This window comes from Marinitoga sp. 38H-ov (assembly GCF_011057715.1).
Lineage (GTDB): Bacteria > Thermotogota > Thermotogae > Petrotogales > Petrotogaceae > Marinitoga.
The window spans coordinates 40,109-64,370 of sequence record NZ_LNGH01000017.1; the positions used below are offsets into that span (position 1 = coordinate 40,109).

At 26.3% G+C, this 24,262-nt stretch carries 21 protein-coding genes, 1 pseudogene and 1 CRISPR repeat array; of the genes and pseudogenes, 21 read left to right on the top strand and 1 reads right to left on the bottom strand.

Annotation, left to right across the window (positions count from 1 at the left end; genetic code table 11):
- Positions 1 to 12 precede the first annotated feature (12 nt).
- From AS160_RS06215 to AS160_RS06310, 21 genes and pseudogenes are all read left to right on the top strand, one after another.
- Positions 13 to 1,647 carry an alpha-amylase family glycosyl hydrolase gene (locus AS160_RS06215; protein WP_165146493.1) on the top strand — a complete coding sequence of 545 codons (1,635 nt, stop codon included), beginning with the start codon at positions 13 to 15 and terminating at the stop codon, positions 1,645 to 1,647.
- 87 nt (positions 1,648 to 1,734) lie between these two features.
- Positions 1,735 to 2,565: a 3-deoxy-7-phosphoheptulonate synthase gene (gene aroF, locus AS160_RS06220; RefSeq protein ID WP_165146496.1), complete on the top strand. Its 831-nt coding sequence runs from the start codon at positions 1,735 to 1,737 to the stop codon at positions 2,563 to 2,565.
- The gene (gene aroA, locus AS160_RS06225) at positions 2,562 to 3,818 is read left to right on the top strand and encodes a 3-phosphoshikimate 1-carboxyvinyltransferase (protein ID WP_165146499.1); all 1,257 of its coding nucleotides are present in this window, start codon (positions 2,562 to 2,564) and stop codon (positions 3,816 to 3,818) included. The genes aroF and aroA overlap by 4 nt, the downstream gene beginning before the upstream one ends.
- A gap of 59 nt (positions 3,819 to 3,877) precedes the next feature.
- Positions 3,878 to 4,888 (top strand): TolC family protein, encoded by a 1,011-nt coding sequence (locus AS160_RS06230; protein ID WP_165146502.1) that lies wholly within the window; start codon positions 3,878 to 3,880, stop codon positions 4,886 to 4,888.
- A gap of 10 nt (positions 4,889 to 4,898) precedes the next feature.
- Positions 4,899 to 6,158, top strand: coding sequence for a TolC family protein (locus tag AS160_RS06235; RefSeq protein WP_165146505.1), 1,260 nt, complete (start codon positions 4,899 to 4,901; stop codon positions 6,156 to 6,158).
- Positions 6,155 to 7,303, top strand: coding sequence for an HlyD family efflux transporter periplasmic adaptor subunit (locus tag AS160_RS06240; RefSeq protein WP_165146508.1), 1,149 nt, complete (start codon positions 6,155 to 6,157; stop codon positions 7,301 to 7,303). Before AS160_RS06235 ends, AS160_RS06240 begins: the two co-directional genes overlap by 4 nt.
- A gap of 9 nt (positions 7,304 to 7,312) precedes the next feature.
- Entirely contained in the window at positions 7,313 to 7,999 is a 687-nt protein-coding gene (locus tag AS160_RS06245; RefSeq protein ID WP_165146511.1) for an ABC transporter ATP-binding protein, read from the top strand.
- Positions 7,996 to 9,177 (top strand): ABC transporter permease, encoded by a 1,182-nt coding sequence (locus tag AS160_RS06250; protein ID WP_165146514.1) that lies wholly within the window; start codon positions 7,996 to 7,998, stop codon positions 9,175 to 9,177. The genes AS160_RS06245 and AS160_RS06250 overlap by 4 nt, the downstream gene beginning before the upstream one ends.
- Before the next feature lie 259 nt (positions 9,178 to 9,436).
- Positions 9,437 to 11,266 carry an ABC transporter substrate-binding protein gene (locus tag AS160_RS06255; RefSeq protein WP_165146517.1) on the top strand — a complete coding sequence of 610 codons (1,830 nt, stop codon included), beginning with the start codon at positions 9,437 to 9,439 and terminating at the stop codon, positions 11,264 to 11,266.
- Positions 11,267 to 11,407: 141 nt separating this feature from the next.
- Complete coding sequence (locus AS160_RS06260) at positions 11,408 to 12,445, top strand: ABC transporter permease (RefSeq protein ID WP_165146520.1); 1,038 nt, start codon at positions 11,408 to 11,410, stop codon at positions 12,443 to 12,445.
- Between the two features lie 11 nt (positions 12,446 to 12,456).
- Positions 12,457 to 12,567, top strand: a pseudogene (locus tag AS160_RS11620) (ABC transporter permease); the annotation flags it as partial.
- Between the two features lie 396 nt (positions 12,568 to 12,963).
- Positions 12,964 to 13,827: an ABC transporter permease gene (locus AS160_RS11625; protein ID WP_346774427.1), complete on the top strand. Its 864-nt coding sequence runs from the start codon at positions 12,964 to 12,966 to the stop codon at positions 13,825 to 13,827.
- 14 nt (positions 13,828 to 13,841) lie between these two features.
- Entirely contained in the window at positions 13,842 to 14,849 is a 1,008-nt protein-coding gene (locus AS160_RS06270; RefSeq protein WP_165146526.1) for an ABC transporter ATP-binding protein, read from the top strand.
- Positions 14,849 to 16,027 (top strand): oligopeptide/dipeptide ABC transporter ATP-binding protein, encoded by a 1,179-nt coding sequence (locus AS160_RS06275; protein ID WP_165146529.1) that lies wholly within the window; start codon positions 14,849 to 14,851, stop codon positions 16,025 to 16,027. Before AS160_RS06270 ends, AS160_RS06275 begins: the two co-directional genes overlap by 1 nt.
- A gap of 189 nt (positions 16,028 to 16,216) precedes the next feature.
- Positions 16,217 to 16,936 carry a CRISPR-associated endoribonuclease Cas6 gene (cas6, locus tag AS160_RS06280; RefSeq protein ID WP_165146532.1) on the top strand — a complete coding sequence of 240 codons (720 nt, stop codon included), beginning with the start codon at positions 16,217 to 16,219 and terminating at the stop codon, positions 16,934 to 16,936.
- A 12-nt stretch (positions 16,937 to 16,948) separates the two neighbouring features.
- Positions 16,949 to 19,090, top strand: a complete 2,142-nt coding sequence (gene cas10 / locus AS160_RS06285) for a type III-A CRISPR-associated protein Cas10/Csm1 (RefSeq protein ID WP_165146535.1) — start codon at positions 16,949 to 16,951, stop codon at positions 19,088 to 19,090.
- 13 nt (positions 19,091 to 19,103) lie between these two features.
- On the top strand, positions 19,104 to 19,523 hold the full coding sequence (gene csm2, locus AS160_RS06290) for a type III-A CRISPR-associated protein Csm2 (protein WP_165146538.1): 420 nt from the start codon (positions 19,104 to 19,106) through the stop codon (positions 19,521 to 19,523).
- The gene (gene csm3, locus AS160_RS06295; protein WP_165146541.1) at positions 19,523 to 20,275 is read left to right on the top strand and encodes a type III-A CRISPR-associated RAMP protein Csm3; all 753 of its coding nucleotides are present in this window, start codon (positions 19,523 to 19,525) and stop codon (positions 20,273 to 20,275) included. Before csm2 ends, csm3 begins: the two co-directional genes overlap by 1 nt.
- 4 nt (positions 20,276 to 20,279) lie before the next feature.
- Entirely contained in the window at positions 20,280 to 21,161 is an 882-nt protein-coding gene (csm4, locus tag AS160_RS06300; RefSeq protein ID WP_165146544.1) for a type III-A CRISPR-associated RAMP protein Csm4, read from the top strand.
- Positions 21,154 to 22,320 carry a type III-A CRISPR-associated RAMP protein Csm5 gene (csm5, locus tag AS160_RS06305; RefSeq protein WP_165146547.1) on the top strand — a complete coding sequence of 389 codons (1,167 nt, stop codon included), beginning with the start codon at positions 21,154 to 21,156 and terminating at the stop codon, positions 22,318 to 22,320. Before csm4 ends, csm5 begins: the two co-directional genes overlap by 8 nt.
- The gene (locus AS160_RS06310; protein WP_165146550.1) at positions 22,321 to 22,941 is read left to right on the top strand and encodes a hypothetical protein; all 621 of its coding nucleotides are present in this window, start codon (positions 22,321 to 22,323) and stop codon (positions 22,939 to 22,941) included.
- Positions 22,942 to 23,276: 335 nt separating this feature from the next.
- Positions 23,277 to 23,979: direct repeats of the CRISPR family, unit length 30 nt; unit sequence GTTTTTAACCTACCTATGAGGTATGGAAAC.
- A gap of 167 nt (positions 23,980 to 24,146) precedes the next feature.
- Here AS160_RS06310 and AS160_RS11400 read toward each other — a convergent pair.
- On the bottom strand, positions 24,147 to 24,262 hold a 116-nt coding region (locus AS160_RS11400), incomplete at its 5' end, for an ATP-binding protein (protein ID WP_277601287.1).

A 24,262-nucleotide genomic window follows, 5' to 3' on the forward strand; every position in this document is an offset into this window, starting at 1 on the left:
TTGGAGGATATTATGTTAGAGAAAATAAAAAGATTATGGATTGATATATATAATAGTGAAGAAAAATTAGATGAATTAATCCAATTTCTTGAGTCAGAAAAAGTGGAAGATAATATCAGTGATAAAGATTGGTATAAAAAAGCAGTTATATACTCTTTATATGTAGATCTATATGCTGGTAATTTTAGAAATTTAACTAAGAAAATAGAATATTTAAAAGATCTAGGTGTAAATACAATTTGGTTATTACCTGTATTAGATTCTCCGCTAATGGATCAAGGTTTTGATATTAGCGATTATTATAAGATTAGAGAAGATTTAGGAACAAATGAAGATTTTAAGTGTTTTTTAGATGTAGCTCATCAAAATGGTATTAAGGTAATATTTGATATAGCTATAAACCATACATCTAGCAAACATCCTTGGTTTATATCAGCAAAAAGTTCAAAAGATTCTAAATATAGAGATTATTATATATGGAATGATAATACCGAAAAGTATAAAGAAGCTAGATTATTATTTAAAGGTATGGTAAATAGCAATTGGGAATATAATGAAGAAACAAAAGATTATTATTTTCACAGATTTTATCCATTTCAACCAGATTTGAATTACAAAAACCCTAATGTATTAATTGAGATGATTAAAGTTTTGATATTCTGGAAAAAAATGGGAATTGATGGATTTAGAATGGATGCTGCTCCATTCCTATGGAAAGAAGAAGGTACTAATTGTGAGAATTTACCACAAACTCATAAAATACTAAAAATTTTTAGATTAGCATTAGATTATGTCCAAGAAGGAAGTATTTTAGTGGCAGAAGCTAATTTGAGACCTAATGATGTTGTAGAATATTTTGGAAATGGCGATGAATGTCATGCAGGATATCATTTTCCATTAATGCCAAAATTCTTCTTAACTTTAGCTGAAAAAGATTATTCTCATGTTTTAGAAGCTTTAAAAATAGAAAATACACCTGAAATACCAGATAGTTGTAGATGGTTTACTTTTTTAAGATGCCATGATGAGTTAACTTTGGAATTTGTAAGTGAAGAAGAAAGAATTAAGATGAATAATTATTATTTAAAAGATAAATTATGGACATTTAGAGAAGGCGAAGGAATATCAGGTAGATTGTATGAATTAATGGATAAGGATATTAGAAAGGTTTTAATTTCTTTCTCTATGTTATTTACAACAGAAGGTTCTCCTATAATTTATTATGGTGATGAATTAGTTATTGAAAATGATTATAATTTCTATAATAAAATGGTTGAAATGACTGGTTTTAAAGATTCAAGGTTTTTAAATAGGGGACCGATAAATTGGGATTATGTGGAAAATAAATTGAATGATGTAAATTCAAAAGAATATATAGTATATAATGAAATAAAAAAGATGTTAAAAGTTAGAAATGATTATATAGAATTTTTTGTAGAAAAAGGTCAAATTATACCAGTAAAAGACAAATCATTATATGTAGTTAAAAAAAGGTATAGAGATAGAATGATGTGGGCTTTTCATAATTTAACAAATGAAGATAAGGTTGTAGAATTAAAGAAAGAAGGTTTAGATATACTATCTAATACCAAAATTGAATTATTAGATTTAAAACCATATGAGTATAAATGGATTTTATTTGAATAGCTTGTGCATTTTGCACAAGCTATTAGTATTTTTAAAGATAAATAATGATATAATATATATAATATCGATATAGTTATGGAGGGAAAAATGGATATTAAATTAGTTTTAAGAAAATCAAATGAAAATACAATTAATGATAATACAATTATTAATTTAGATACTACAAAAATAGGATATGGATATTTTACTATTATAGCTGGTCCATGTTCTGTTGAAGATAAAAATATAATTGAAGAGACAGCACATTTGTTAAATGAGCTGAATATTAATATTATGCGTGGAGGGGTTTTTAAGCCAAGAACATCTCCATATTCTTTTCAAGGATTGGGTAAAAAAGGATTAGAATATTTAAAATTAGCTGCTAATAAATATAATTTAAAAATTATAACAGAAGCTTTAGATGAAGATAGTTTGAATATAGTAAATGAATGTGCGGATATTATACAAATAGGTTCTAGAAATGCACAAAATTTCGGATTATTAAAAAAGGTTGGTAAATTAAATAAACCAGTATTATTAAAAAGAGGATTTATGATGACTATTGAAGAGTTTTTATATTCTGCTGAATATATTGCATATGAAGGAAATAATAACATTATATTATGCGAAAGAGGTATAAGAACATTTGAAACAAAAACTAGAAACACATTAGATATATCAGCAATACCAGTTTTAAAAAAAGAAACACATTTACCTATTATTGTAGATCCAAGTCATGCTGCAGGTAGAAGCGATATTATACCTGATTTAATAAAAGCATCGTTAGCAGTAGGATCTCATGGTATAATGGTTGAAATTCATCCACATCCAGAAAAAGCTTTATCGGATGGAAAACAAAGTTTGAATTTTAAGGAATTTGAAAAAATAATCAAAGAAGTAAAAGGTTTAGCTAAATATTTTGGAGTTGATATTAAATGAAAATAATGCCAGTAAAAAGGATAAGAGCAAAATTAATTATGCCACCTGATAAATCAATAACTCATAGGGTATTAATTTTATCATCAATGGCTAAAGATAAGAGTATATTATATAATTTATTAAATGCAGATGATACAAAAAGAACATATAATATTTTAAAAAGTCTTGGTATAAAATTTAAAGGTGATTTTAATAAATTAGAAGTGTATCCTAAAACTATAAAAGAAATAGAAAAACCATTATATTGTGGGAATTCTGGGACAACAGCCCGTTTAATAAGCGGATATTTATCCTCTAAAAACGGGCTGTTTGTATTATACGGTGATAAATCATTATCTAAAAGACCTATGGAAAGGATAATAACTCCATTAGAAATGATGGGAGCTAAAATTGATTCTAGAAAAGGATATTTACCTTTAATTATTAAAGGAAATAAATTAAAAGGAATAGATTATACACTACCAATTCCAAGCGCCCAATTAAAATCATCGATTATATTAGCAGCTTTAAACAGTGAAGAAAAAACAATTATTAAAGGGGATAAAAATTCAAGAGATCATACAGAAAGATTAATAAAACAAATGAATGGAAAAATTGATGTAAAAAATGATGTTATATATGTAGAAAAATCAGTTTTAGAACCGTTGAAATATTCAATTCCTGGAGATTTTTCATCAGCAGCATTTTTTATTACTTTGGCAATATTACATCCAAATGCAAAAATAATAATTGATAATATAAACTTAAATCCGACTAGAATAGGATTTTTAAAAATATTAGAAAAAATGAATGCAAATATTTCATATGAAATATTTGAAAGTAATCCTGAACCAATTGGCAGGATTATAGCAGAAAGTTCTAACTTAAAAGGAATTAAAATTCCAGAAAAATTAATTCCTAATGCTATTGATGAGTTGCCGTTAATAGCTTTAGTAGGATTGAAATCTGAAGGAAGAACTATTTTAAAAAATGCAAGTGAATTAAGAGTAAAAGAAAGCGATAGAATAAAAAGTGTAGTTTCTAATTTAAAAAATTTAGGTATAGAAATTGAAGAATTAAAAGATGGGTTTGTTATTGATGGAAAACAAGATATAGTTGGCGGAAAAATAAAAACATATAATGATCACCGCATTGCTATGATGTTTTCAATAGCAGGATTAATTAGTAAAGAAGGTATAGAAATAGATAATGTTAAATCAGTAAATATATCTTTTCCAACATTTTTTAAATATATTGAACATTTAAGTTTTTAAGGATTTTTTAAGGATATAATTATATAATTAATAAGAAAAAATTAAAGGGGAGTGAAAAAATGAAAAAAGGCATATTTTTATTAGTAGTAACATTATTTTCTTTGAACATTTTTGCTTTAAGCACTAGTGAATTATTAAACTTAGTTTCAAATAACACAGATTATATTTTAAATGAGTTAAATTATGAAAGTAATATGATTGATTACGAGAATGCAAAAATAACATCTGATAGTACATCAGCAAAGCTAAACCTTCAAAATAATTATTATTCAATTATGAAAAGTTATGAATCCACTAAATTTAATTTATTAAAAAGCTTAGTAAATTATTTATTTACTTTAAAAAATGATCAAATCAATCTTCAAATTAAACAATTGAGCTTTGAAAATGCTGAAAAAAACTATAATGATACAAAAAATTTATATAGTAAGAATTTAACGAGTTATTCTAATTTACTAAATTCAGAATATAATTTTAAAAATGCTAAATATAGTTTAGAAAATGCAAAAGTAACTTTAATGAGGGATTTTGAAGACTTTAAGATATTTATAAATTCTGATGATGCAACTATTAATTATGATTTAGAAATTAATTTACCGGAAATACCTGAGTTTAAAGTAGAAAATTTAGTAGAAAAAGATTATGATTATTTAATGCAAAAAATATCTTATCAAATTGCATTAAATGAATATAATGCTACTAAAGGATTTTTAAGTGGATCTGATTTAAGAAAAAAAGAAATTGATTTAAAAAAGAAAGAATTGAATTTAGAAAATTTAAGAATTTCAAAAACAAAAGCTATTAGTCAATTAGTATCTGATATTAATTTAGCAAAAATAGATTTATCCGCATCATTAATTAATTTGAAATATTTAGAAGAAAATTTAAAAGATACAGAAAAAAGGTATAATAGCGGATTAATAGAAAAATCGCAATACAATCAAACTAAAATTTCTTTTCTTTCTGCTGTAATGCAAATTAATAATAAGAAGATGGGATTGGTATTAAAATATATGGAATTATATAATTATTTAAATTTAAATATATCAGATCTCATTGTAGTAAAATGAGGTGTAAGTAATGAAAAAATTATTAATGATATTGTTATTATTACCAATATTATCTTTTTCAAATTGGCTTGATAATATCAAGAATTATGTATATGAAGATTCGCAATATATTAATATGGTAAATAATTATAATCTATCAAAAGAAAATTATTTTTTAAAAGAAACGTTTTTGCCATCTATAATGATTTCAAATGGTAGATATAATTATTCCGATGAATCATCATCATTAAATATTCCATTGAGAGTGAATGCAAAAATATTTGATTTTGATTTTAGTTTAAATAGTAATTTTTCTAAAGTAGATGATTGGAGAGATACTTATTCTTTAACTATTTCAAAAGATATATTTTCTGAAACAGATGAAGAATTAATAAATGCTAAAATAAATTTATTAAAATCCCAATGGAACTTATTAAACACAAAAAATCAATTATTTATTAATTATCTAAACAATGGATTTAATAATTATTATTATAATCAATTATATAATATACAAAAACAATTATTTGAATATCAAAAAAATGATTATGAGAATAATAAGATAAAATATGAAAAAGGATTAATAAGTAATATAGAGTATTTAAATAGTAAAAAATTATATTTAAACTCTCAAATTTCATTATTAAATGCAAAAAAGAATTATGAAAAGTATGCTAAATATAATATTGACTTTAATATTTTAGAATTGACAATACCTTCATCTGAAAATATATATAATAGACCAGATATTATTGCTGAACAATTAAATGTTGATTTGAAAAAAATGGAAAATAATAGGAGTTATAGGCTATATTTACCAGACATTACAACAGGCATTACATTTGATTATAATTATCAATTAAATGAAAAAAAATTAACAACATCATTATTTTTAAATTTTAATTATAATTTATATGATAAAGGATATAGGGAATTTCAGATAAGTCAAGTACAAAATAATTATCTTTTAACTAAAAAAGAATATGATGAGAAGATAAATGATTTATTTGAACAATATGAAAATTTATTAAATTCTTTAGAGTCTTTGGAATTATCTTTACAGACAAAAACTTTAGATCTAGAGATTAAAGAATTGAATTATAATGTTTATAATGAGAAATATCAAAAAAATATAATTTCAGAAAAAGAGTTGGAAGAAAAATATTTAGAGTATAAGCAATCAAAATTAGAATTAGAAAAATCAAAATTTGATATTTTTATACAAAAACTAAATATATATAGTTTTTTAGGCTATGATTTAATTGGCCTATTTGAGGAGGAGTTTAAATGAAAAAATGGATAATTTCTATATTAATTATTGTAATTATAGGTGTATCAATATTTTTTGCAATACAAAATAAAAAATCTACTATTACAAGTACAGCTATTAAATATATAGAATATCCTGTTCAAAAGGGAAGTTTAACAGAGGTTATAGATGTTTCTGGACATATTAAACCAAAGATATACAGATATATTTATCCGCAAGTTTCTGGGAAGGTAATAGAAATATATAAAAAAGAAGGGGATTATGTAAAGCAAGGGGATCCTATTTTAAAAATAGATGATACTTCATTATACATTTCATATTTAAACGCTAAACTTTCATATGAATCTGTTAAAGGTCAAAATACTATTGAAGAAGAAATAAAAAAAGCTCAATATGAAAAGGCTAAAAATGAATATGAAAGTGCTGTTATAAAAGCTCCTATATCAGGTAAATTAATTAATTTTAATTTGGAGTTGGGAAATACAATTGGTACTAATACATTAGTTGGTGTAATAATAGATGATACATCATTTGAATTTGTAGGTTATATTGATTTAATTGATTATCCTAAGGTGAAAATAGGTCAAGAATTAACCTTAACTATAGATGGGTACTTTGATAAGAATATAAAAGGAGTTATTACATATGTTTCTTTAGGAGATTTAACATCTAATAATGTTACTGTAGCAGAAATTAAGGCTGATTTAGATTTAAATACTCAAAATAAACTTTTGAATTTAGATGTTAATAAATCTGAAATTTTATCTAAAAAAACTTTATCAGAAAGAGTTAAATCTCCAGAACAAATAGCAGAATTAAAAAAGACTAAAAATCAGTTGACTAGAGAATTTGATTTAAAAATATATGCAGGAGTTTCAGCAGAAGGACAAATTTATTCAGTAAATGAAGAAAATGTTATTAAAGTTCCATTAACTGCTATAACAAGTAAAGATGGGGAAAAATATGTATTAGTTAAAAAAGGAACCGATGGCGAAAATCCAATCACTGAAGAAAGGAAAGTGCAATTAGGAACAATAACTGAAAGTTTTGCAGAGATAAAAGAGGGATTAAGTGAAGGTGAAATAATATTAATGAAATCTACATCAACTATAAAAAATGGATATAATAAATCACCTATACCAGCTGGAAGAGTTTTGGGTAAATGAGGTGTTTGTATGAATGATATTGTTTTTGAAGTAAGAGATGTAAAAAAAATATATAATATGGGAGAAGTTAAGGTAAATGCTTTAGCTGGTATAAATTTTAAGATAAAAAAAGGGGAATTTGTAATAATTATGGGGCCTTCTGGTTCTGGTAAATCAACAACACTTCATATTATGGGATGTTTGGATGTTCCTACTTCTGGTGAGGTATATATAGATTCAATTAAAGTTAGCGATTTAGATGATAAAAGTTTGGCAAAAGTAAGAAGAGAAAAAATAGGGTTTGTATTTCAACAATTTAATTTATTACCTAGAATGACAGCTTTAGAGAATGTTGAATTACCTATGATGTATAAAGGTGTTCCATCTCATAAACGAAAAAAAAGAGCTAAAGAGTTATTGGAATTAGTGGGATTAGGAGATAGAATTCATCATAAGCCAACGCAATTGTTTGGAGGGCAAATGCAAAGAGTTGCAATTGCTAGAGCTTTAGCTAATGATCCTAGTTATATTTTAGCAGATGAGCCTACAGGGAACCTGGACACTAAAAGTGGAGAAGAAGTTTTAAAAATATTTAAAAAATTAAACGCTGAAGGAATGACAGTAATTATTGTTACCCATGATCCTGAATTAGAAGAACTTGGAACACATAATATTTTTCTAAGAGATGGTCTTATACAAAAGGAGAGTTTTGTATGATTATAGAAATGATTAAAGAAGCATTAAGAGCATTATTTCAAAATAAAATGAGATCTTTCCTATCTATGCTTGGGATTATAATAGGTGTTTTAGCTGTTATTATAGTGTTATCTTTAGGTAATGGCGCAACTTATTCTGTGAAAAGTGAAATAGAGTCTATGGGTTCAAATGTTTTTTATGTTATAGCTAAAGGTTCTAGATATGCAAAATTATCTGTAGCTGATTTAGAAGATTTAAAAATGAATTCTCAATTTTTAACAAATATTACTCCAAGTTTTTCTAGTGGAGGTAATTTTAAATATGACACAAATGAAGTTTCTGCACAATATTATGGAGTAGTTCCTGATTTTATTAATATGTTTTCCTTAGAAGTAGAAAAAGGTAGAATGATTAATGATATTGACAATGAAGGTATTTTAAAGGTAGCTGTTATCGGAAGCTCTGTTGCTGAACAGTTATTTGAAGATGAGGATCCTATTGGAAAAACAATTAAATTGTTTAGAAATAAGGGAAGTATTAATTTTACTGTAATTGGAGTAATTAAACCTACAGGCTCAAAATTGTTTTTAAATGTGGACAATACAATTTTTATTCCGTATGAAACAATGAATAAAAGAGTTACCAAAGTAGACGTTGTAAATCAATTTTTTGCCAAAGCAATATCTAGTGATTTAAATGAAGAAGCAAAAAATGAGCTTGAAAATTTTCTATATACAAAATTTAAGGATAATAGAGCATATTTTATTATAAGTCAAGAAGAAATATTAGGTACAATAAATCAAGTTACAGGTATGCTTAATTTGACTTTAGGGGCTATTGCAGGTATTTCTTTACTTGTAGGTGGAATAGGTATTATGAATATTATGTTGGTATCTGTTACAGAAAGAACAAGAGAAATAGGTATTAAAAAAGCTATCGGTGCAACTAATGGGAATATATTAATGCAATTTTTAACTGAATCAATATTTTTAACTATTACAGCAGGTGCAATTGGTATTTTTTTAGGGATTTATTTTGCAAAATTAATAGGAAAATTTATTAATATAACTCCTTATTTTGATTTAAATCAAATAATATTAGCATTTGTAGTTTCTGGAGCTATAGGTTTATTCTTTGGTGTTTATCCGGCTATTAAAGCATCAAAGCTAAATCCGGTAGATGCCTTAAGATATGAATAGTCCGCTTTTTTTAAAGCGGGCTTTTTTATATACTAAAATTTCTAGCAATAAAAAGATATTTTGAAAAATAAAGAGTAAATGAAAGATTTTTCATTATAATTAGATATTTTTATTATATTACAATTAATTATAAAGAAATAGTAAAGATAATAATTTTGTCTTTGCTTAATGTATTAGAAACTTTGATAAAGTATTTGTAATTTTTATTTTTTTGTGGTAAAATAATACCGGAATAAATTTTAATCAAGGAGGGGACAGTATGAAGAAACTCTTAGTAGCACTTTTATTAGTATTTTCTATTTTTACATTTGCTGAAGTTATGAACCCCAATACAATAGTTGATGTAACTATTGGGGAACCAGACACATTAGATCCACATCAAGCATACGATACAGCTAGTGGTGAAGTAATTTTTAATGTATATGACAACCTTATTGAATATGTAGGTTCAAGTTTAAGTAAATTTGCTCCAAGAATAGCAGAGTCATGGGAAATTGACGGAAATACGGTTAAATTCAAAATCAGAAAAGGCGTTAAATTCCACAGTGGAAATGAATTAACACCATATGATATTGAATATACATTTGAAAGAGCATTAATTGGAAATCCTGGTGGCGGACCTATCTGGATGTTATACGAAGTATTCTTTGGAGATTACTTCAGTTTAAAATCAGCAGTTAAGGGTTTAACAGGACATTCATGGTCAGATTTAGTAGATGCTGATAAAAATCCTGTAAGTGATGAAGCAAAACAAATCTTATTAGATTTCTACAAAAATTATATTGATCCAAAAATTGAAGTAGATGGCGATTATGTAGTATTCCACTTAGCAGCTCCAAAAGTATATTTCTTAAATATTATTGCACAAGGTTCATCATGGGGAGCAATATTAGACAGTAAAGCTGCAATGGATTTAGGATTATGGGATGGAAAAGAAGAAGGATGGTGGAAATTCCACGATTGGAAAAAAGAAGATTCACCATTATACGCAAAAGAAATTGGTTCAGGTCCATTTACTTTAGTAGAATGGAACAGAACAGAACAAAAAGTTACATTAAAAGCATTCCCAGAATACTGGAGAGGTCCAGCAAAAGTTGAAAACGTAGTTATTTGGGGAGTAGATGAATGGTCAACAAGAAAAACATTGTTAGAAAAAGGTGAAGCAGATATCGCAGCTGTACCTGTACAATTCTTGAACCAAGTAAAAGGAAATCCAGATTTAGAAATTATCGAAGGTTTACCATCAGTATCTGTAACAACATTAAACTTCAACTGGCAAGTAAAACCAGATTCACCATATATTGGAAGCGGTAAATTAGACGGTGAAGGTATTCCAACAACATTCTTTGCTGATAAAAATGTAAGATTAGCTTTCATTCATTCATTTGATTATCAAAAAATGATTGATGATGTATTAGATGGTTATGGAGAATTGGTTCCAACAGCATTACCAAAAGGATTCTTAGGTTACTCTGACGAATTACAAAAACCAGCATTTGATTTAGCTGAAGCAACAAAATACTTCAAGAGAGCTTACAGAGGACAATTATGGAGAAAAGGTTTCAAAATGACAATTCTTTACAATACAGGTAATGAAGCAAGACAAAAATCAGCTGAATTATTAGCAGATTCATTAAAGAAAATCAATCCTAAATTCCAAGCTGAAGTTAGAGGAGTACAATGGCCAACATTCTTAGATGCTAGAAAAAATGGAAAAATGCCATTATACATTTTAGGTTGGTTAGCAGATTATCCTGATCCAAACAACTTTATTTACACATTCTATCATTCAGACGGTGACTATGGTTATTACTTTGGTGAAGAATATGCTAAATTTGCAAATGCACCACAAGCATTCTTTGGCGGTAAATCATTAAATGAAGTAATTAATGAAGCATCATCATTAACAGATCCAGCAGAAAGAGAAAAATTATATATTCAAATTCAAGAATTTGTAATTAGAGAAGGTTTAGGTGTTCCATTATATCAACCAGTTGGTGTAAGGGTTCATAGAAAATGGTTAAAAGGTTGGTATCCAAACTCAATTAGACCAGGTGACGATTATTACGCATATTCAAAATCAGAATAATTTAAAAATTTTTAGATAATTACTATTATTTCAATTTAAGGGGAGGGGTGAATACCTCTCCTTATCTTTTTTCTTTTTTGAATAATATGTTTCTGTGATATAATAAAATGATTTTATATTTTAAAATATGGAGGTGCTGTTATGACGGCGTATATTATTAGGAGGTTATTATTGCTACCTCTTATAATTTTTGGGGTTACACTGATAGTTTTCTCCATGATGCAATTATTAGGAGAAGATCAATTATTAGCCGCATATGTTGATCCTAACTCTTTGGATAAAATGTCTGTTGAAGAGTTAGAAATGGTTAAAGAAAAGTATGGATTAAATGATGATCCAGTAACAAAGTATGTAAAATGGATTGGAAATGTAGTAAAAGGAGATTTGGGATGGTCAATTGTTGGTAAGGAACCTGTAAGCAAGGCTATTTTAGGTAGATTGCCATCAACAATTGAATTAGCTTTATTTTCCATATTTCCAATTATAGGTGTAGGAGTATGGTTGGGTGTTAAGGCTGCATTGCATAGAAATAAGTGGCAAGATCATTTAATAAGAATTTTCTCTATTGTAGGATGGTCATTCCCGGATTTTGTTTTTGGCTTATTAATACTTATGGTATTTTATAGTTGGCTTGGTTGGTTCCCCCCTGGAAGAGTTAGTCTGCAAATTGAAAGTATAATCAATTCGCCAGACTTTCATCAATATACTAAGTTAGTAACTATTGATGGATTATTAAATGGAAGATTAGATGTATTTTGGGATGGATTAAGACATTTAATAGGTCCAATTTTAACATTATCCTACTTATGGTGGGCATATTTAATTAGAATTACAAGATCATCAATGTTAGAAGTTTTAAGTAAAGATTATGTTAGAACAGCAAGAGCTAAGGGTTTATCAGAAAGAGTGGTAATTAATAAGCATGCTAAAAGAAATGCTTTAATTCCAGTTGCTACAGTTGCAGGATCTATGATTATTGGATTGATTATGGGAGTTATTATTGTTGAAACAATATTTGTAAGACCAGGTATTGGAAGTTTTGCTGCAAAAGCTGCAGGACAACTTGATTATGCTTCAATAATGGGTATGTTATTATTTTCGTCATTTATACTAATAGTCGGTAATTTGATCATTGACATATCTTATGCATTAATCGATCCAAGAATTAGATACGAGTGAGGTGAGTTGAAATGAATGAAGAATTAAAAAGAGCTCTTAGGAAGTTCTATAAAAACCCTTCAGCTATGTTAGGCTTAATACTTTTAATATTTTTTATTTTAGTAGCAGCTTTTGCTCCATTATTAGCTCCTCCTCAAATTCCAATTGATCCTGAAATAGAAAATATGGAGCAAATGTTAAATGAATTGGAAGAAACAAAAAATCCATCTTTAATAGATGATTTAACAATGTCTTTTACTGACTATTATGATTTCACATATGGTTTTTATTTAGAATATTCTGAAGATGTTAAAAATTTAAAAGAAGCTTTGAATGAATATAAATCTAATAAAACAGATAAAAATTTGGAAAAATTAATTGAAGCATTATCTCCGTTAACAGATGAATATATATTAGATGAATCATACTTAACTAATATTCAAGATAATTTAAATGATAGTAAAAAATTTAATTTGGCTATAAAAGATTTGGAAAAAGGTCTTGATGCATTTTTAGCTAAAGCTAAAAATGCTGAAAAAATGAATGCTGAATTAGAAGAAATAAATTCTAAAAATACTTCTGTTGAAGAGTTTTTACAATCAGCAAAAAAATATTTTAAAGATTTAAAAGAAAATTACATTAAAGATTTAAATTATGATCCATATGTTATGCCTATAGTAACATATGAAAATACACCTCAACCACCTTCAAAAGAATATCCTTTTGGTATTAGTAATGGAAGAGATATTTATTATGGTGTTGTTTGGGGGACAAGAACTGGATTTAAAATTGGATTAACAGTTGTTTTAACAGCTACTGTTATAGGTTTGTTTATAGGATCAATTTCTGCATATTTTGGCGGATGGGTAGACGAAGTTTTAATGAGAATTACAGATATTTTTATGTCTATTCCATTTATGTTATCAGCTATGGTTTTAACCACAGTTTTAGGAACTGGTCTTGATAAGGTTATGATTGCAATGATTGTTTTTGGTTGGATGGGTTCTGCAAGATTAATTAGAGGTAATATCTTACAAGCAAAAAATGATCAATATGTTTTAGCTGCAAAAGCATTAGGAGTGAAAGATTCTAAAATAATTGTTAAACATATTTTGCCTAATACCGTGTTCCCTGTATTAATTCAAGCTTCTATGAGAATTGGATCAATGGTTATTACTGCTGCTGTTTTAAGTTTCTTAGGTGTTGGAGCTCCTCAAGGATATGCTGATTGGGGATCTATATTAAATTATGCAAGAAACTGGATTTTAGGTGGTACTGGTGGAGCATTTGATTATTGGTATACTGTAATGTATCCTGGTACAGCAATGGTTTTATTTGTTTTAGCATGGAACTTAGTTGGAGATGCACTCAGAGATATATTTGATCCGAAACTACGCGGTTAGGAAGGAGGCAAACAATGAAAGAGCCAATATTAAAAGTAAATAATTTACATACATATTTTTCTACTGAAGACGGTGAAGTAAGAGCTGTTAGAGGAGTATCTTTTGATGTTTGTGAAGGGGAAACTATAGCTATTGTTGGTGAATCTGGATCAGGTAAATCAGTTACTTCATTAAGTATTATGAGATTACTTGATGAAAATGGAAGAATAGCTGATGGTGAAATATTGTATAAGGGACAAGATATATCTAAAATTCCAGAAGATGATATGAGGCATATTAGAGGAAAAGAAATAGCTATGATTTTCCAAGAACCTATGACAGCTTTAAATCCGGTATTTACTGTTGGAGATCAAATAATTGAAATGATTATGCTTCATATGGGAATGGATGAAAAATCAGCAAGACAAAGAGCAATAGATTTATTAAGAAAAGTTGGAATTCCAGAACCAGAAAAACGTGTTGATCAATATCCACATGAATTATCAGGTGGTATGAGACAAAGAGCTATGATTGCAATGGCATTATCATGTAATCCAAAAGTTTTAATAGCTGATGAACCTACTACTGCACTTGATGTTACTATACAAGCACAAATTTTGGAATTAATGAAAGAGTTACAAAAAGAATATGGTATGGCTATAATATTTATTACTCATGATTTAGGTGTTGTAGCAGAAATGGCAGATAAAGCTGCTGTTATGTATGCTGGTAAAATTGTAGAATATGGAGATATAGTTTCTATTTTTAAAAGACCTAAAAATCCATATACATGGGGACTTATGCAATCAATACCTAAATTAAATGAAGAAGTAGATAGATTAATGTCAATTCCTGGAACTGTTCCTAATCCAAGAAGGTTTCCAAAAGGGTGTGGTTTTTCAAATAGATGTTTCTTAGCAAAAGATAGATGTAAAGATGATATGCCAGAATTAGTAGAGGTTGAACCCGGTCATTATTCAAGATGCTTCTATATAGATGAATTGGTTAAAGAAGTAGAGAAATCAAGGGTAGGTGAAAAATAATGTCTCAGAAAAAAGTTCTATTGCAAGTTGATAACTTAAAAAAATATTTCCCTGTAAGAGCAGGTGTTTTCAAAAAGGTTGTAGCTCATGTACAAGCGGTTGATGATGTTTCATTTAAAGTATTTGAAGGTGAAACAATAGGTTTGGTTGGAGAATCAGGTTGTGGTAAAAGTACTACAGGTATGACTATATTAAGATTATTAAATCCAACATCAGGAAGAATTGTTGTTGATGGTTTAGATACAACTCCTATGTTTATGAAAGGATCTAAAGCTAGAAAATATATTAATGAAACCTATGTAAATAGATTTAATGAAATGAAAAATAAGTATAAAACTGAAGATGAAGTAATAAAAAATTTGAAGGATGATGTAGATAAAAAATATGCAGAAATATATTTTAATAGTGGATATAATGGTTTACATGAAGAAATGTTGTCTAAATTAGAAGAAAAAAGAAAATGGTTTAGAAGAAATATGCAAATAATTTTCCAAGATCCATATTCTTCTTTAAACCCTAGATTAAGAATTAGAAGTATTATAGCCGAAGGATTATTTACACACGGACTAGTAAAAAATGGAGCAGAAGCTACAGAAAAAGTTAAAGATTTATTAGAAAAAGTTGGTTTATCTTCAGAGTATATTTATAGATTTCCACATGAATTTTCTGGAGGACAAAGGCAAAGAATCGGTATTGCAAGAGCATTGGCGTTAAATCCAAAATTAATTGTTGCCGATGAAGCTGTTTCTGCATTGGATGTTTCTATTCAATCACAAGTTATAAACTTGTTGGAGGATTTACAAAATGAATTTAAATTAACATATGTGTTTATTGCTCATGATTTAGCTGTTGTAAAACATATTTCTGACAGAATTGCTGTAATGTATCTTGGTAAAGTAGTTGAATTAGCAGATAAAAAAGAAATGTTTGACAATCCATTGCATCCATATACAGTATCATTAATGTCTGCAATTCCTATACCAGATCCTGAGTATAAAAAGAAGAGGATTATTTTACAAGGGGATGTTCCAAGTCCTATTAATCCTCCAAGTGGATGTAGATTCCACCCGAGATGTCCAATTGCAAAAGATATTTGTTCTAAACAAGAACCGCCACTAGTAGAATTAGAAGATGGACATCAAGTAGCATGTCATTTTGCTGGACAATTTAAAGGATAAAATATTATTAAAGCCCGCTTATTAATTAGAAGCGGGCTTTAATAATTTTTAATGATTAATCAAAAAAATTATTTTTATTGACAAAAATAAATTAAAATGATAAAATAAAATATCGAATAGATTAATTTTTTTATAAATATATCTATTGATATATTAATTTACTGTAAAAAAAATTAAAAGGGGGATATAATGAGACTAAAATTATATTTAGATTATAATGAATTAATTTTGCCAATTCATTATAACCATATTTTACAAGGTATGATATTAAAATATATAGATAATGAAGATTATGCAGAATTTATACATGATAAAGGTTATGAATATGGAAAAAGAAAGTATAAAATGTATACATTTTCTAGAATATTTGGAGAATTTGAATTAAATAAAAATTTTGTAAAGTATAAAAATAAAGGACAATTGATTATATCTTCAGCAGATAATCAATTGATGATGTATGTCATGGATAGAATGTTTAGAAATCCTATAATAGAATTATTAAATCAAAAGGTAAAAATATCAAAAATAGATTACTCCTCCATTATTCCTTCAGAAAAATTAACTGTAGTAACAAAATCAGCAATTACTGTTTATTCTACTTTTGAAAAGGATGGAAAGAAAAAAACTTATTACTATACGCCATATGAAACAGAGTTTAATGAATTAATTAGAAAAAATTTAATTAATAAATATAAAGCTTTTTATAATCGAGAACCAAAAAGTTATAATTTTCACATAAAAAATATAAAAAATGCTAAAGAAGTAATTGTTAAATATAAAAATATTGTGATAAAAGGTTGGATGGGTAAATTTGAATTAAATGGAGATCCTGATTTAATTCAATTTGCATATGACAGTGGAATAGGAAGTAAAAATTCAATAGGGTTTGGATGTGTAGAAAAAATTTAAGGGGGTGGATTTGTGGAAATACCTATTTCTTATTTAACTTCAGAATTATGGCGTGTTTTATTTAGAAAAGAAAAAAGAAAATTATCATATGATGAATTAAAAAAATATTTTGGATTAAATATTAATCATAATCCCAAAATATTAGATGAATTAAATTTTTTAGAGTTAGAAGATGAAAATAATATTAATCAAAAATTACTAAATGTTTTTTCAACAATTAGTAAAAATAAAAATTCTAAAAAAACTAAAAGCTATTTCCCTATTAGTATAATAGATTATGAAGGAAATTACGAAAAAATAGTTTTTCCGGATAGCGAAAATACAACAACATATGATGAGATTGTTGAAAATTTAAAAAATGATTTAAAAGAAAATCAAACATTAAATAAAATTATGTATATATTAGAAAAATACTTATCTTTTGTACCTGCTACGACTGGAAAAGAGATAGAAGTTTCATTGTATGAACATTCTAGGGTTAAATCTCAAATTTATACATCGTATATATTATCTGAAAATAAGGAAAAACCATTTTTATTGTTGCATGGAGATATGTCTGGAACACAAAAATTTATATATACAATAAATACTAAAGGTGCATTAAAATCTTTGAGGGCAAGATCAGTATACTTGCAATTATTGCAAGAAGTTTTTGTAGATACATTATTAGAAAAACTTGATTTATCAAGAATTCATATTCATTTTATAGGTGGAGGCAATTTTTATTTAATATTACCAAATTCTGAAAAAAATAAAGAAATTATATCTAAAACTATTTTAGAGTTTAACTCTTGGATATTAGCAAAACATCCTGAATTGCAAATAATTACTAATATAGAAGAATTTGGAATTTTTGAATTAAAAGAAGATATATCAAAAGTCTTTAGCAGAAGTTCTAAAAAAATTAATAATAAAAAGTATCATCCATATTCTGTAGAAGATTTAAAAGAATTATTTAAAATAAAATATGAAAAGATTTCTTCTGATAAGATTTGTGATATATGTAATGTTTATTCAGAAAATTTAAAAGAGAAAAAGGAACAATTGGTATGTGATTTTTGTGATTCTATGATAGAATTTGGAAAAGATTTAATAGAAGGAAGTGCAATAATTGAAGATCCATACGGATATTTAGAGATATTTGGAAAGAGATTTATAGTTGTTAAAGATATAAAAGAAGAATATAAAGGATATATATATAATTTAGGAAAATATTTAAAAGTAAAAAATAATTTAACTCCAATATTGCTATCATTATATACTCCAAAGAGACACACTACATTAGAAGAATTAAGTGAAAAATCTATAGGAAGGAAATTAATAGGTGTATTTAGATCAGATGTTGATAATTTAGGATCTATATTTTCTACATATATAGAAGAACCAACATTACAAAAAGTTAGTACATTATCGAAAATGCTTAATAGATTCTTTTCATCCTATGTTCCTACTATATGTGCTGGAAAAGTACCAAAAAAATATGAAAAAAGAATTTTTTATGTAAATGAAAATAATTCCCCAGAAAGAAATGTAATGATTATTTATGCCGGTGGAGATGATTTGTTTTATGTAGGGGCATGGAATGAGGTTTTTGAAAGTGCATTAGAGATTAAAAATATATTTGATAATTTTGTAAAAAATTCAGATATAACATTATCAGGTGGTTTTATTTTAGAAAATAATAAAACAGCATTAAAATGGTTAGCTGAATTTTCTGGGAAAGCTGAAGATATGGCTAAATCAAATAAAAAAGGCGAAAAAGAAAAAGATTCATTAACCTTGATTCCGGATTTTACTATGAAAAATTCAACATTTTTTTGGGATGAAGTAGAAGAAATTTATAAACTCATAAGAAAAATAATAGGTGAAGAACGCATTAGTAATAAAGAACAACAAGTTAATGTAAATGAATATAAAAATAATATAAGTAGATCATTATTGTATAAGCTTTTTGGAATATCTCAAAATGTTGTTTTAAAGGATTCTGAGATAGAAAGAAAAGAAGAAGAAAACTTACAAAAACCATTACTATATTATACATATGCAAGAGGAAATAATGAAGATAAGAAAATAATAGGAAGTATATTAAATGAAAAAATAAATAATAAACTATTTAAAACAATACAAATAGTAGATTTATATATTAGAAAATAAAGGGGGCGGAAAAATGGCAATCGAAGATATTGTAAATAGAATAAAGAATTTAAAATCATTTGAAGAGTATGATACTGAACAAATGATAAAAGATGCTGAGGAAGTTGCTGAAAAAATTCATAATGATGGTGCAAAAACAAATCAAATAAGAAAAATACACACACATATAACAAAAATTTATTCAGCGGTGTCTTCAAGAAATTTAGAAAATAGTATTCCGGAAGATATTAGAGATGAAATATTATTTATAAAACCATTAATGGCATATAATACAGTAAGGAATTCTAATTTATCAAAATTAAAAAGGGTTATAGATCCATCTATAGATAAAATTAAAACAGTGGAATCTTTTGAAAAATTTAAAAAATTTTATGATTCTATAGTAGCTTACTTTAAATATAATGAAGAAAATAATCGAAGGGGGAATAGATAATGACAGGAAAAATAATAGAAAAAATAATTATAAAAGGAGAAATTGAATTAAAAAGTGGTTTGCATATTGGAGGAGCTGATTTTGGTATTAGTATAGGTGGGATTGATTCTCCTGTTATAAGAAATCCATTAACAAATGAACCATATATTCCTGGAAGTTCTTTAAAAGGTAAGATGAGATCATTGTTAGAAAAAGTTTTAGATGTAAATTTTGTTACTTTTGGTAATTGTAGAAACGCTGTAAAAAGACATGAATGTAATGATGAAAATTGTAAAGTTTGTAGATTATTTGGTTCTTCTAAAGACAATATAAGTATTCCTTCAAAAATAATAGTTAGAGATGCTCATTTAACCAAAGAAAGTAAAGAACTTTTAGAAAAATTAGATACAGATTTACCATATACAGAATGGAAAACTGAAAATTCATTGGATAGAATAACAGCAGCGGCTACTCCAAGGCAAATTGAAAGAGTTCCAGCTGGTACAAAATTTGAATTTGAAATTGTATATAATGTTGAAGATATTAATCATAAAAAAGAAGATTTAGAAAATATTTTTAAATTGTTAGAATTAGTCGAAGAAGATTATTTAGGAAAAGGTGGTTCTAGAGGTAATGGAAAAGTTAAATTTGTTATAGACAAAATAATAAAAAAAGATAGAGAATATTTTTTAAATGGTAATAAATCAAAAGAAATAGAATATAAAGAATCTCCTAAAGAAGTATTAAATAAACTCCAAGAAATATTGGAGTGATTATATGGGTGTCTATATTGTAGAATTAAAATTTAAGACTTTTATTCATAAGACAATACATAAAGATGATGAAAATTCTGATTTTCCTAATTCAAATACTATTTTAGGTATGTTAGGAAATTCATTAAATAAAATTAAATCTGATCAAGAAACCTATGAATTTATAAAAAATATAAAATTATCTTCATTATTTCCAAAAATAGGAAATGAATATTTGATTCCTAAACCATTAAAATTACCAGAAAAAATAAAGCCAGAAAATTTTAAAAAAATAAAAAAAGCACAGTATATATCTATTTCAAATTTGGAAAATTGGCTAAAAGAACATGAAATTAAAACTGATAATTATACTGTAAGAAATACATTACCAGGAGTTGCAATTGATAGGATAAATAATACCACAGCACTATATTTGGTGAGTGCTTTGGTAGCTAAAGAAAAATTTTATTTTTTAGTTGAGTTGCCAGAAGAACAAAAAAATAATCTTGAAATTGCTTTAAGAATTTCTGAAGATGAAGGTTTAGGTGGTTATAGGAAAACAAGAGGGTTTGGTGCTTTTGAATTTAATATAATTGATTCAAAAAATACTATATTTGAAAAATTTTTAAATAATAAAAATTATAATTATGTTTTGAATTTGGGAATGTATATTCCAACAAACGAAGAAATTAATAGAATAAATGATAATTGTTATTATAAAATTAGTGAATATAGATCTTTTGATACTAGATCTAATGGATTGAAACCTACTGTAAGGTATTTTGAAGAAGGAAGTTTATTTGATTTTGATATAAAAGGAAAGATAATAAAAACTACTATAAATGAGAGTGTTATTTCTGGAACTCCAATATATTTAAAAGTGAATTGGAGTGATATAGATGTTTAAAAAAATAAATATTCATGTTGAAACTTTAACTCCAATATATATAGGCAGCACTGATTCAGAAATTCCTGTAAGTGAATATACAATTGCTGAAGCAATTGAAGACGGTAAAAGAATAAAATATATATCAAGATTAAATAAAAAATATTATCTTAAGTATATGCAAGAAACTGGAAGAAATTTTGAAAATAGTATATTTAAATTTTCAAAACATACAGAAAGTTCGAAATATTTGTACTACTGTAAAAAAAGTCTTGGATTTAACGAAAATATAGCAAAAACAATTAGAGCTCACATTAGAACAATAGATGGGAAACTAATGATACCCGGATCATCTATTAAGGGTGCATTTAGAAATGCAATTAATTATAATTTTTTAAAAAATGATGTTCAATTTATACGTGATTTGAATAATTTTATTTCACAATCTATAAATAATGGTCAAATAAAAAGATATACTAATAAATCTAGTAATAATAGGTTAAGAGATTTATATAATAATATTGAAAAAAAATTGATAAGTGATAGAATAAATGGTAATAATCAAAATAAGGATTTTTTAAGAGTATTAAGATTTGAAGATATTATTTTAGATGAAAGCGTCGAGGCAAATATATACGGAGTTAGAATTTTTCATATAAGTAATAATAAATTTGAAGCAAAAAAAGGCGCTCCCATATTTTTGGAAACTATACCTAGAGAAATTAAATTTACTATAAAGATAACATATGATGAATGGTTATCAAATAAAATGGGGAATTTAGTAAAACCAGGAGATTTAGAAAAGATGTTAAGAACATATTATGGTGATATTAAAGAAAATGATTATCTTTTAAATTTTACCGAAATTTCAGGATCATTAAAATTTAATAATAGTATTGAATATGAAGCATTAGAATATAAACATTATAATAGTTTTAAAACAATATTAAAAATGATAAAAGATATCGGTGGGATAAGAATAGGAAATTCCTCAGGATGGAATTATGTATCTTTATTTAATCTATTAAATGAAAATAATAAAAAAGCATTAAGAAATAAGTTATATAATGATCATGGTGATTTGCCATCACCTGCATCTAAAAAATTAATTGTTTATAAAAATGAGGATGCATTTTCTCCGTTAGGATGGTTAAAAATTAATAACATAGAGGTGGAGTAGTTGTTTTTTGCAAAAATTGAAGTGTATTTTGAAGGAGAAAAAGAAAAAATAGATAAAAACCTGTTATCTTATATTATATATAAATATTTTGAATTTGAAATAAAAGATTTAAAACCACCATATTTAAAAGTAACAGGTCCATTTAAAGGAAGAAAAACATATGGTCTAAAAATTTCTACTATGTATAGGCCTTTAGCGAGAACTATATTGCTATCTTTAAATAATTATTATAGAAAATATATAGAATATAACAATAGTAATATAAAATTATGGTCTATTGAATACAATAACTATCCTAAAAATTATATTATTGAAAAGATAAATTTTAATGAAAAAAACGTAATCTTGAAAACAATTACTCCCATAATTTTTGAAAAAAATATTTTTTATGAAATTGATCAAAAAAGAAAAGAATTTGAAAAATACATGAAAATCAAAACAACAGAGAGATTACCAATAATTAAAAGTTTTTCATTAAAAAATTATGACGAAAAATATTGGAAAGGAAAATTGGAGTTTGAAAGTGTAGAACAATGGCATTATCCTTTTCTTTTATATTTAGAAACGTTTGGTATTGGAAATAAAATTGAAGAAGGATATGGAGAATTAGGCCGATTATAATCGGCCTTTTTTAAATAAATTTTTAATTTATTATATAATTATCAATAATAATATAAAAATTTAACATTGTTAAATAAAATAAAGTTTGATATACGAATTATAGCGTGAGATCCGGGGAAATAAAAATCGTCTAAAAATATTATTATTAGTGAATTACGATTTTGTAACCATGTAACGTTTAGGTTAATTCATAAAAAATAAGGAAAAATAGAGGGGATCCGGAAAGCAAATAAAGCTCTAAAAATATAATTGTTGAGCAATTTTACATTAAGTAAACTGCACGATAAAGGAAATGAAAAGAAAAGGTGTTATAATAATAATCAGTATTTCTACGTGTTTTTAACCTACCTATGAGGTATGGAAACTTGTTTTTTATGATATTCATAGTATACTTATAAGAAGTTTTTAACCTACCTATGAGGTATGGAAACTATTTTTTCTTCTTCCAAGCTTGGGTGCGTTATGTAAAAGTTTTTAACCTACCTATGAGGTATGGAAACGATAAGTTTCGCATCCATCTTGGCGATATTTGTAATGTTTTTAACCTACCTATGAGGTATGGAAACTTTTCTTTTGTTACTTTTAAAGTCACCACTTCTTTTTCGTTTTTAACCTACCTATGAGGTATGGAAACCCCATTTAAAAAATTTTTTTTGTTCTGTTTCCCATTGTTTTTAACCTACCTATGAGGTATGGAAACTTTTCCTTCCATGTTCATCATAAAGTGGTTCATTTACTAGTTTTTAACCTACCTATGAGGTATGGAAACGGAATATCTTCACTGATAGTTCTTTCAATAGAACTTGTTTTTAACCTACCTATGAGGTATGGAAACATGTCTACCTTTTCAAACACCCCAAAAGGGGTTAAAATGTTTTTAACCTACCTATGAGGTATGGAAACCAGGTCAAGCGGTCGTGATTATTTCAAATCTTTTATAAGTTTTTAACCTACCTATGAGGTATGGAAACTTAACACAACTTCACCATATACCCAGTGCTTTATTAAGTTTTTAACCTACCTATGAGGTATGGAAACTCACTTTTTACAATTTCAACTGTTTTACCATTGTATTTTGCAACTCAAAAGTAAGCCAAATTATAATTGAAAAATGGGCCAAAAAAATAAAATGTTGAAAACATCCGTGTTTTAAACAATATTAAGTTTTTGTTAAATTCATCTTATTTTTTCATATATAACCTCCTTCATTCCAATGATTTGATAAATTCTTCGGTTTCTTTTAAACGATAACTATTACCATTCATATTTACTAAATATGCTTTGTGAGCCAATCTATCAATCATTGCTGCTGATAATACTG

Bases quoted from the DNA above. Each gene is read 5' to 3' on its own strand.
- AS160_RS06215 (WP_165146493.1), top strand. From the start codon at position 13: ATGTTAGAGAAAATAAAAAGATTATGGATTGATATATATAATAGTGAA.
- AS160_RS06250 (WP_165146514.1), top strand. From the start codon at position 7,996: ATGATTATAGAAATGATTAAAGAAGCATTAAGAGCATTATTTCAAAAT.
- AS160_RS06255 (WP_165146517.1), top strand. From the start codon at position 9,437: ATGAAGAAACTCTTAGTAGCACTTTTATTAGTATTTTCTATTTTTACA.
- AS160_RS06235 (WP_165146505.1), top strand. From the start codon at position 4,899: ATGAAAAAATTATTAATGATATTGTTATTATTACCAATATTATCTTTT.
- csm5 (WP_165146547.1), top strand. From the start codon at position 21,154: ATGTTTAAAAAAATAAATATTCATGTTGAAACTTTAACTCCAATATAT.
- AS160_RS06270 (WP_165146526.1), top strand. From the start codon at position 13,842: ATGAAAGAGCCAATATTAAAAGTAAATAATTTACATACATATTTTTCT.
- cas6 (WP_165146532.1), top strand. From the start codon at position 16,217: ATGAGACTAAAATTATATTTAGATTATAATGAATTAATTTTGCCAATT.
- AS160_RS06275 (WP_165146529.1), top strand. From the start codon at position 14,849: ATGTCTCAGAAAAAAGTTCTATTGCAAGTTGATAACTTAAAAAAATAT.
- AS160_RS11625 (WP_346774427.1), top strand. From the start codon at position 12,964: ATGAATGCTGAATTAGAAGAAATAAATTCTAAAAATACTTCTGTTGAA.
- AS160_RS06260 (WP_165146520.1), top strand. From the start codon at position 11,408: ATGACGGCGTATATTATTAGGAGGTTATTATTGCTACCTCTTATAATT.
- csm4 (WP_165146544.1), top strand. From the start codon at position 20,280: ATGGGTGTCTATATTGTAGAATTAAAATTTAAGACTTTTATTCATAAG.
- AS160_RS06240 (WP_165146508.1), top strand. From the start codon at position 6,155: ATGAAAAAATGGATAATTTCTATATTAATTATTGTAATTATAGGTGTA.
- aroA (WP_165146499.1), top strand. From the start codon at position 2,562: ATGAAAATAATGCCAGTAAAAAGGATAAGAGCAAAATTAATTATGCCA.
- csm2 (WP_165146538.1), top strand. From the start codon at position 19,104: ATGGCAATCGAAGATATTGTAAATAGAATAAAGAATTTAAAATCATTT.
- AS160_RS06245 (WP_165146511.1), top strand. From the start codon at position 7,313: ATGAATGATATTGTTTTTGAAGTAAGAGATGTAAAAAAAATATATAAT.
- aroF (WP_165146496.1), top strand. From the start codon at position 1,735: ATGGATATTAAATTAGTTTTAAGAAAATCAAATGAAAATACAATTAAT.
- AS160_RS06230 (WP_165146502.1), top strand. From the start codon at position 3,878: ATGAAAAAAGGCATATTTTTATTAGTAGTAACATTATTTTCTTTGAAC.
- csm3 (WP_165146541.1), top strand. From the start codon at position 19,523: ATGACAGGAAAAATAATAGAAAAAATAATTATAAAAGGAGAAATTGAA.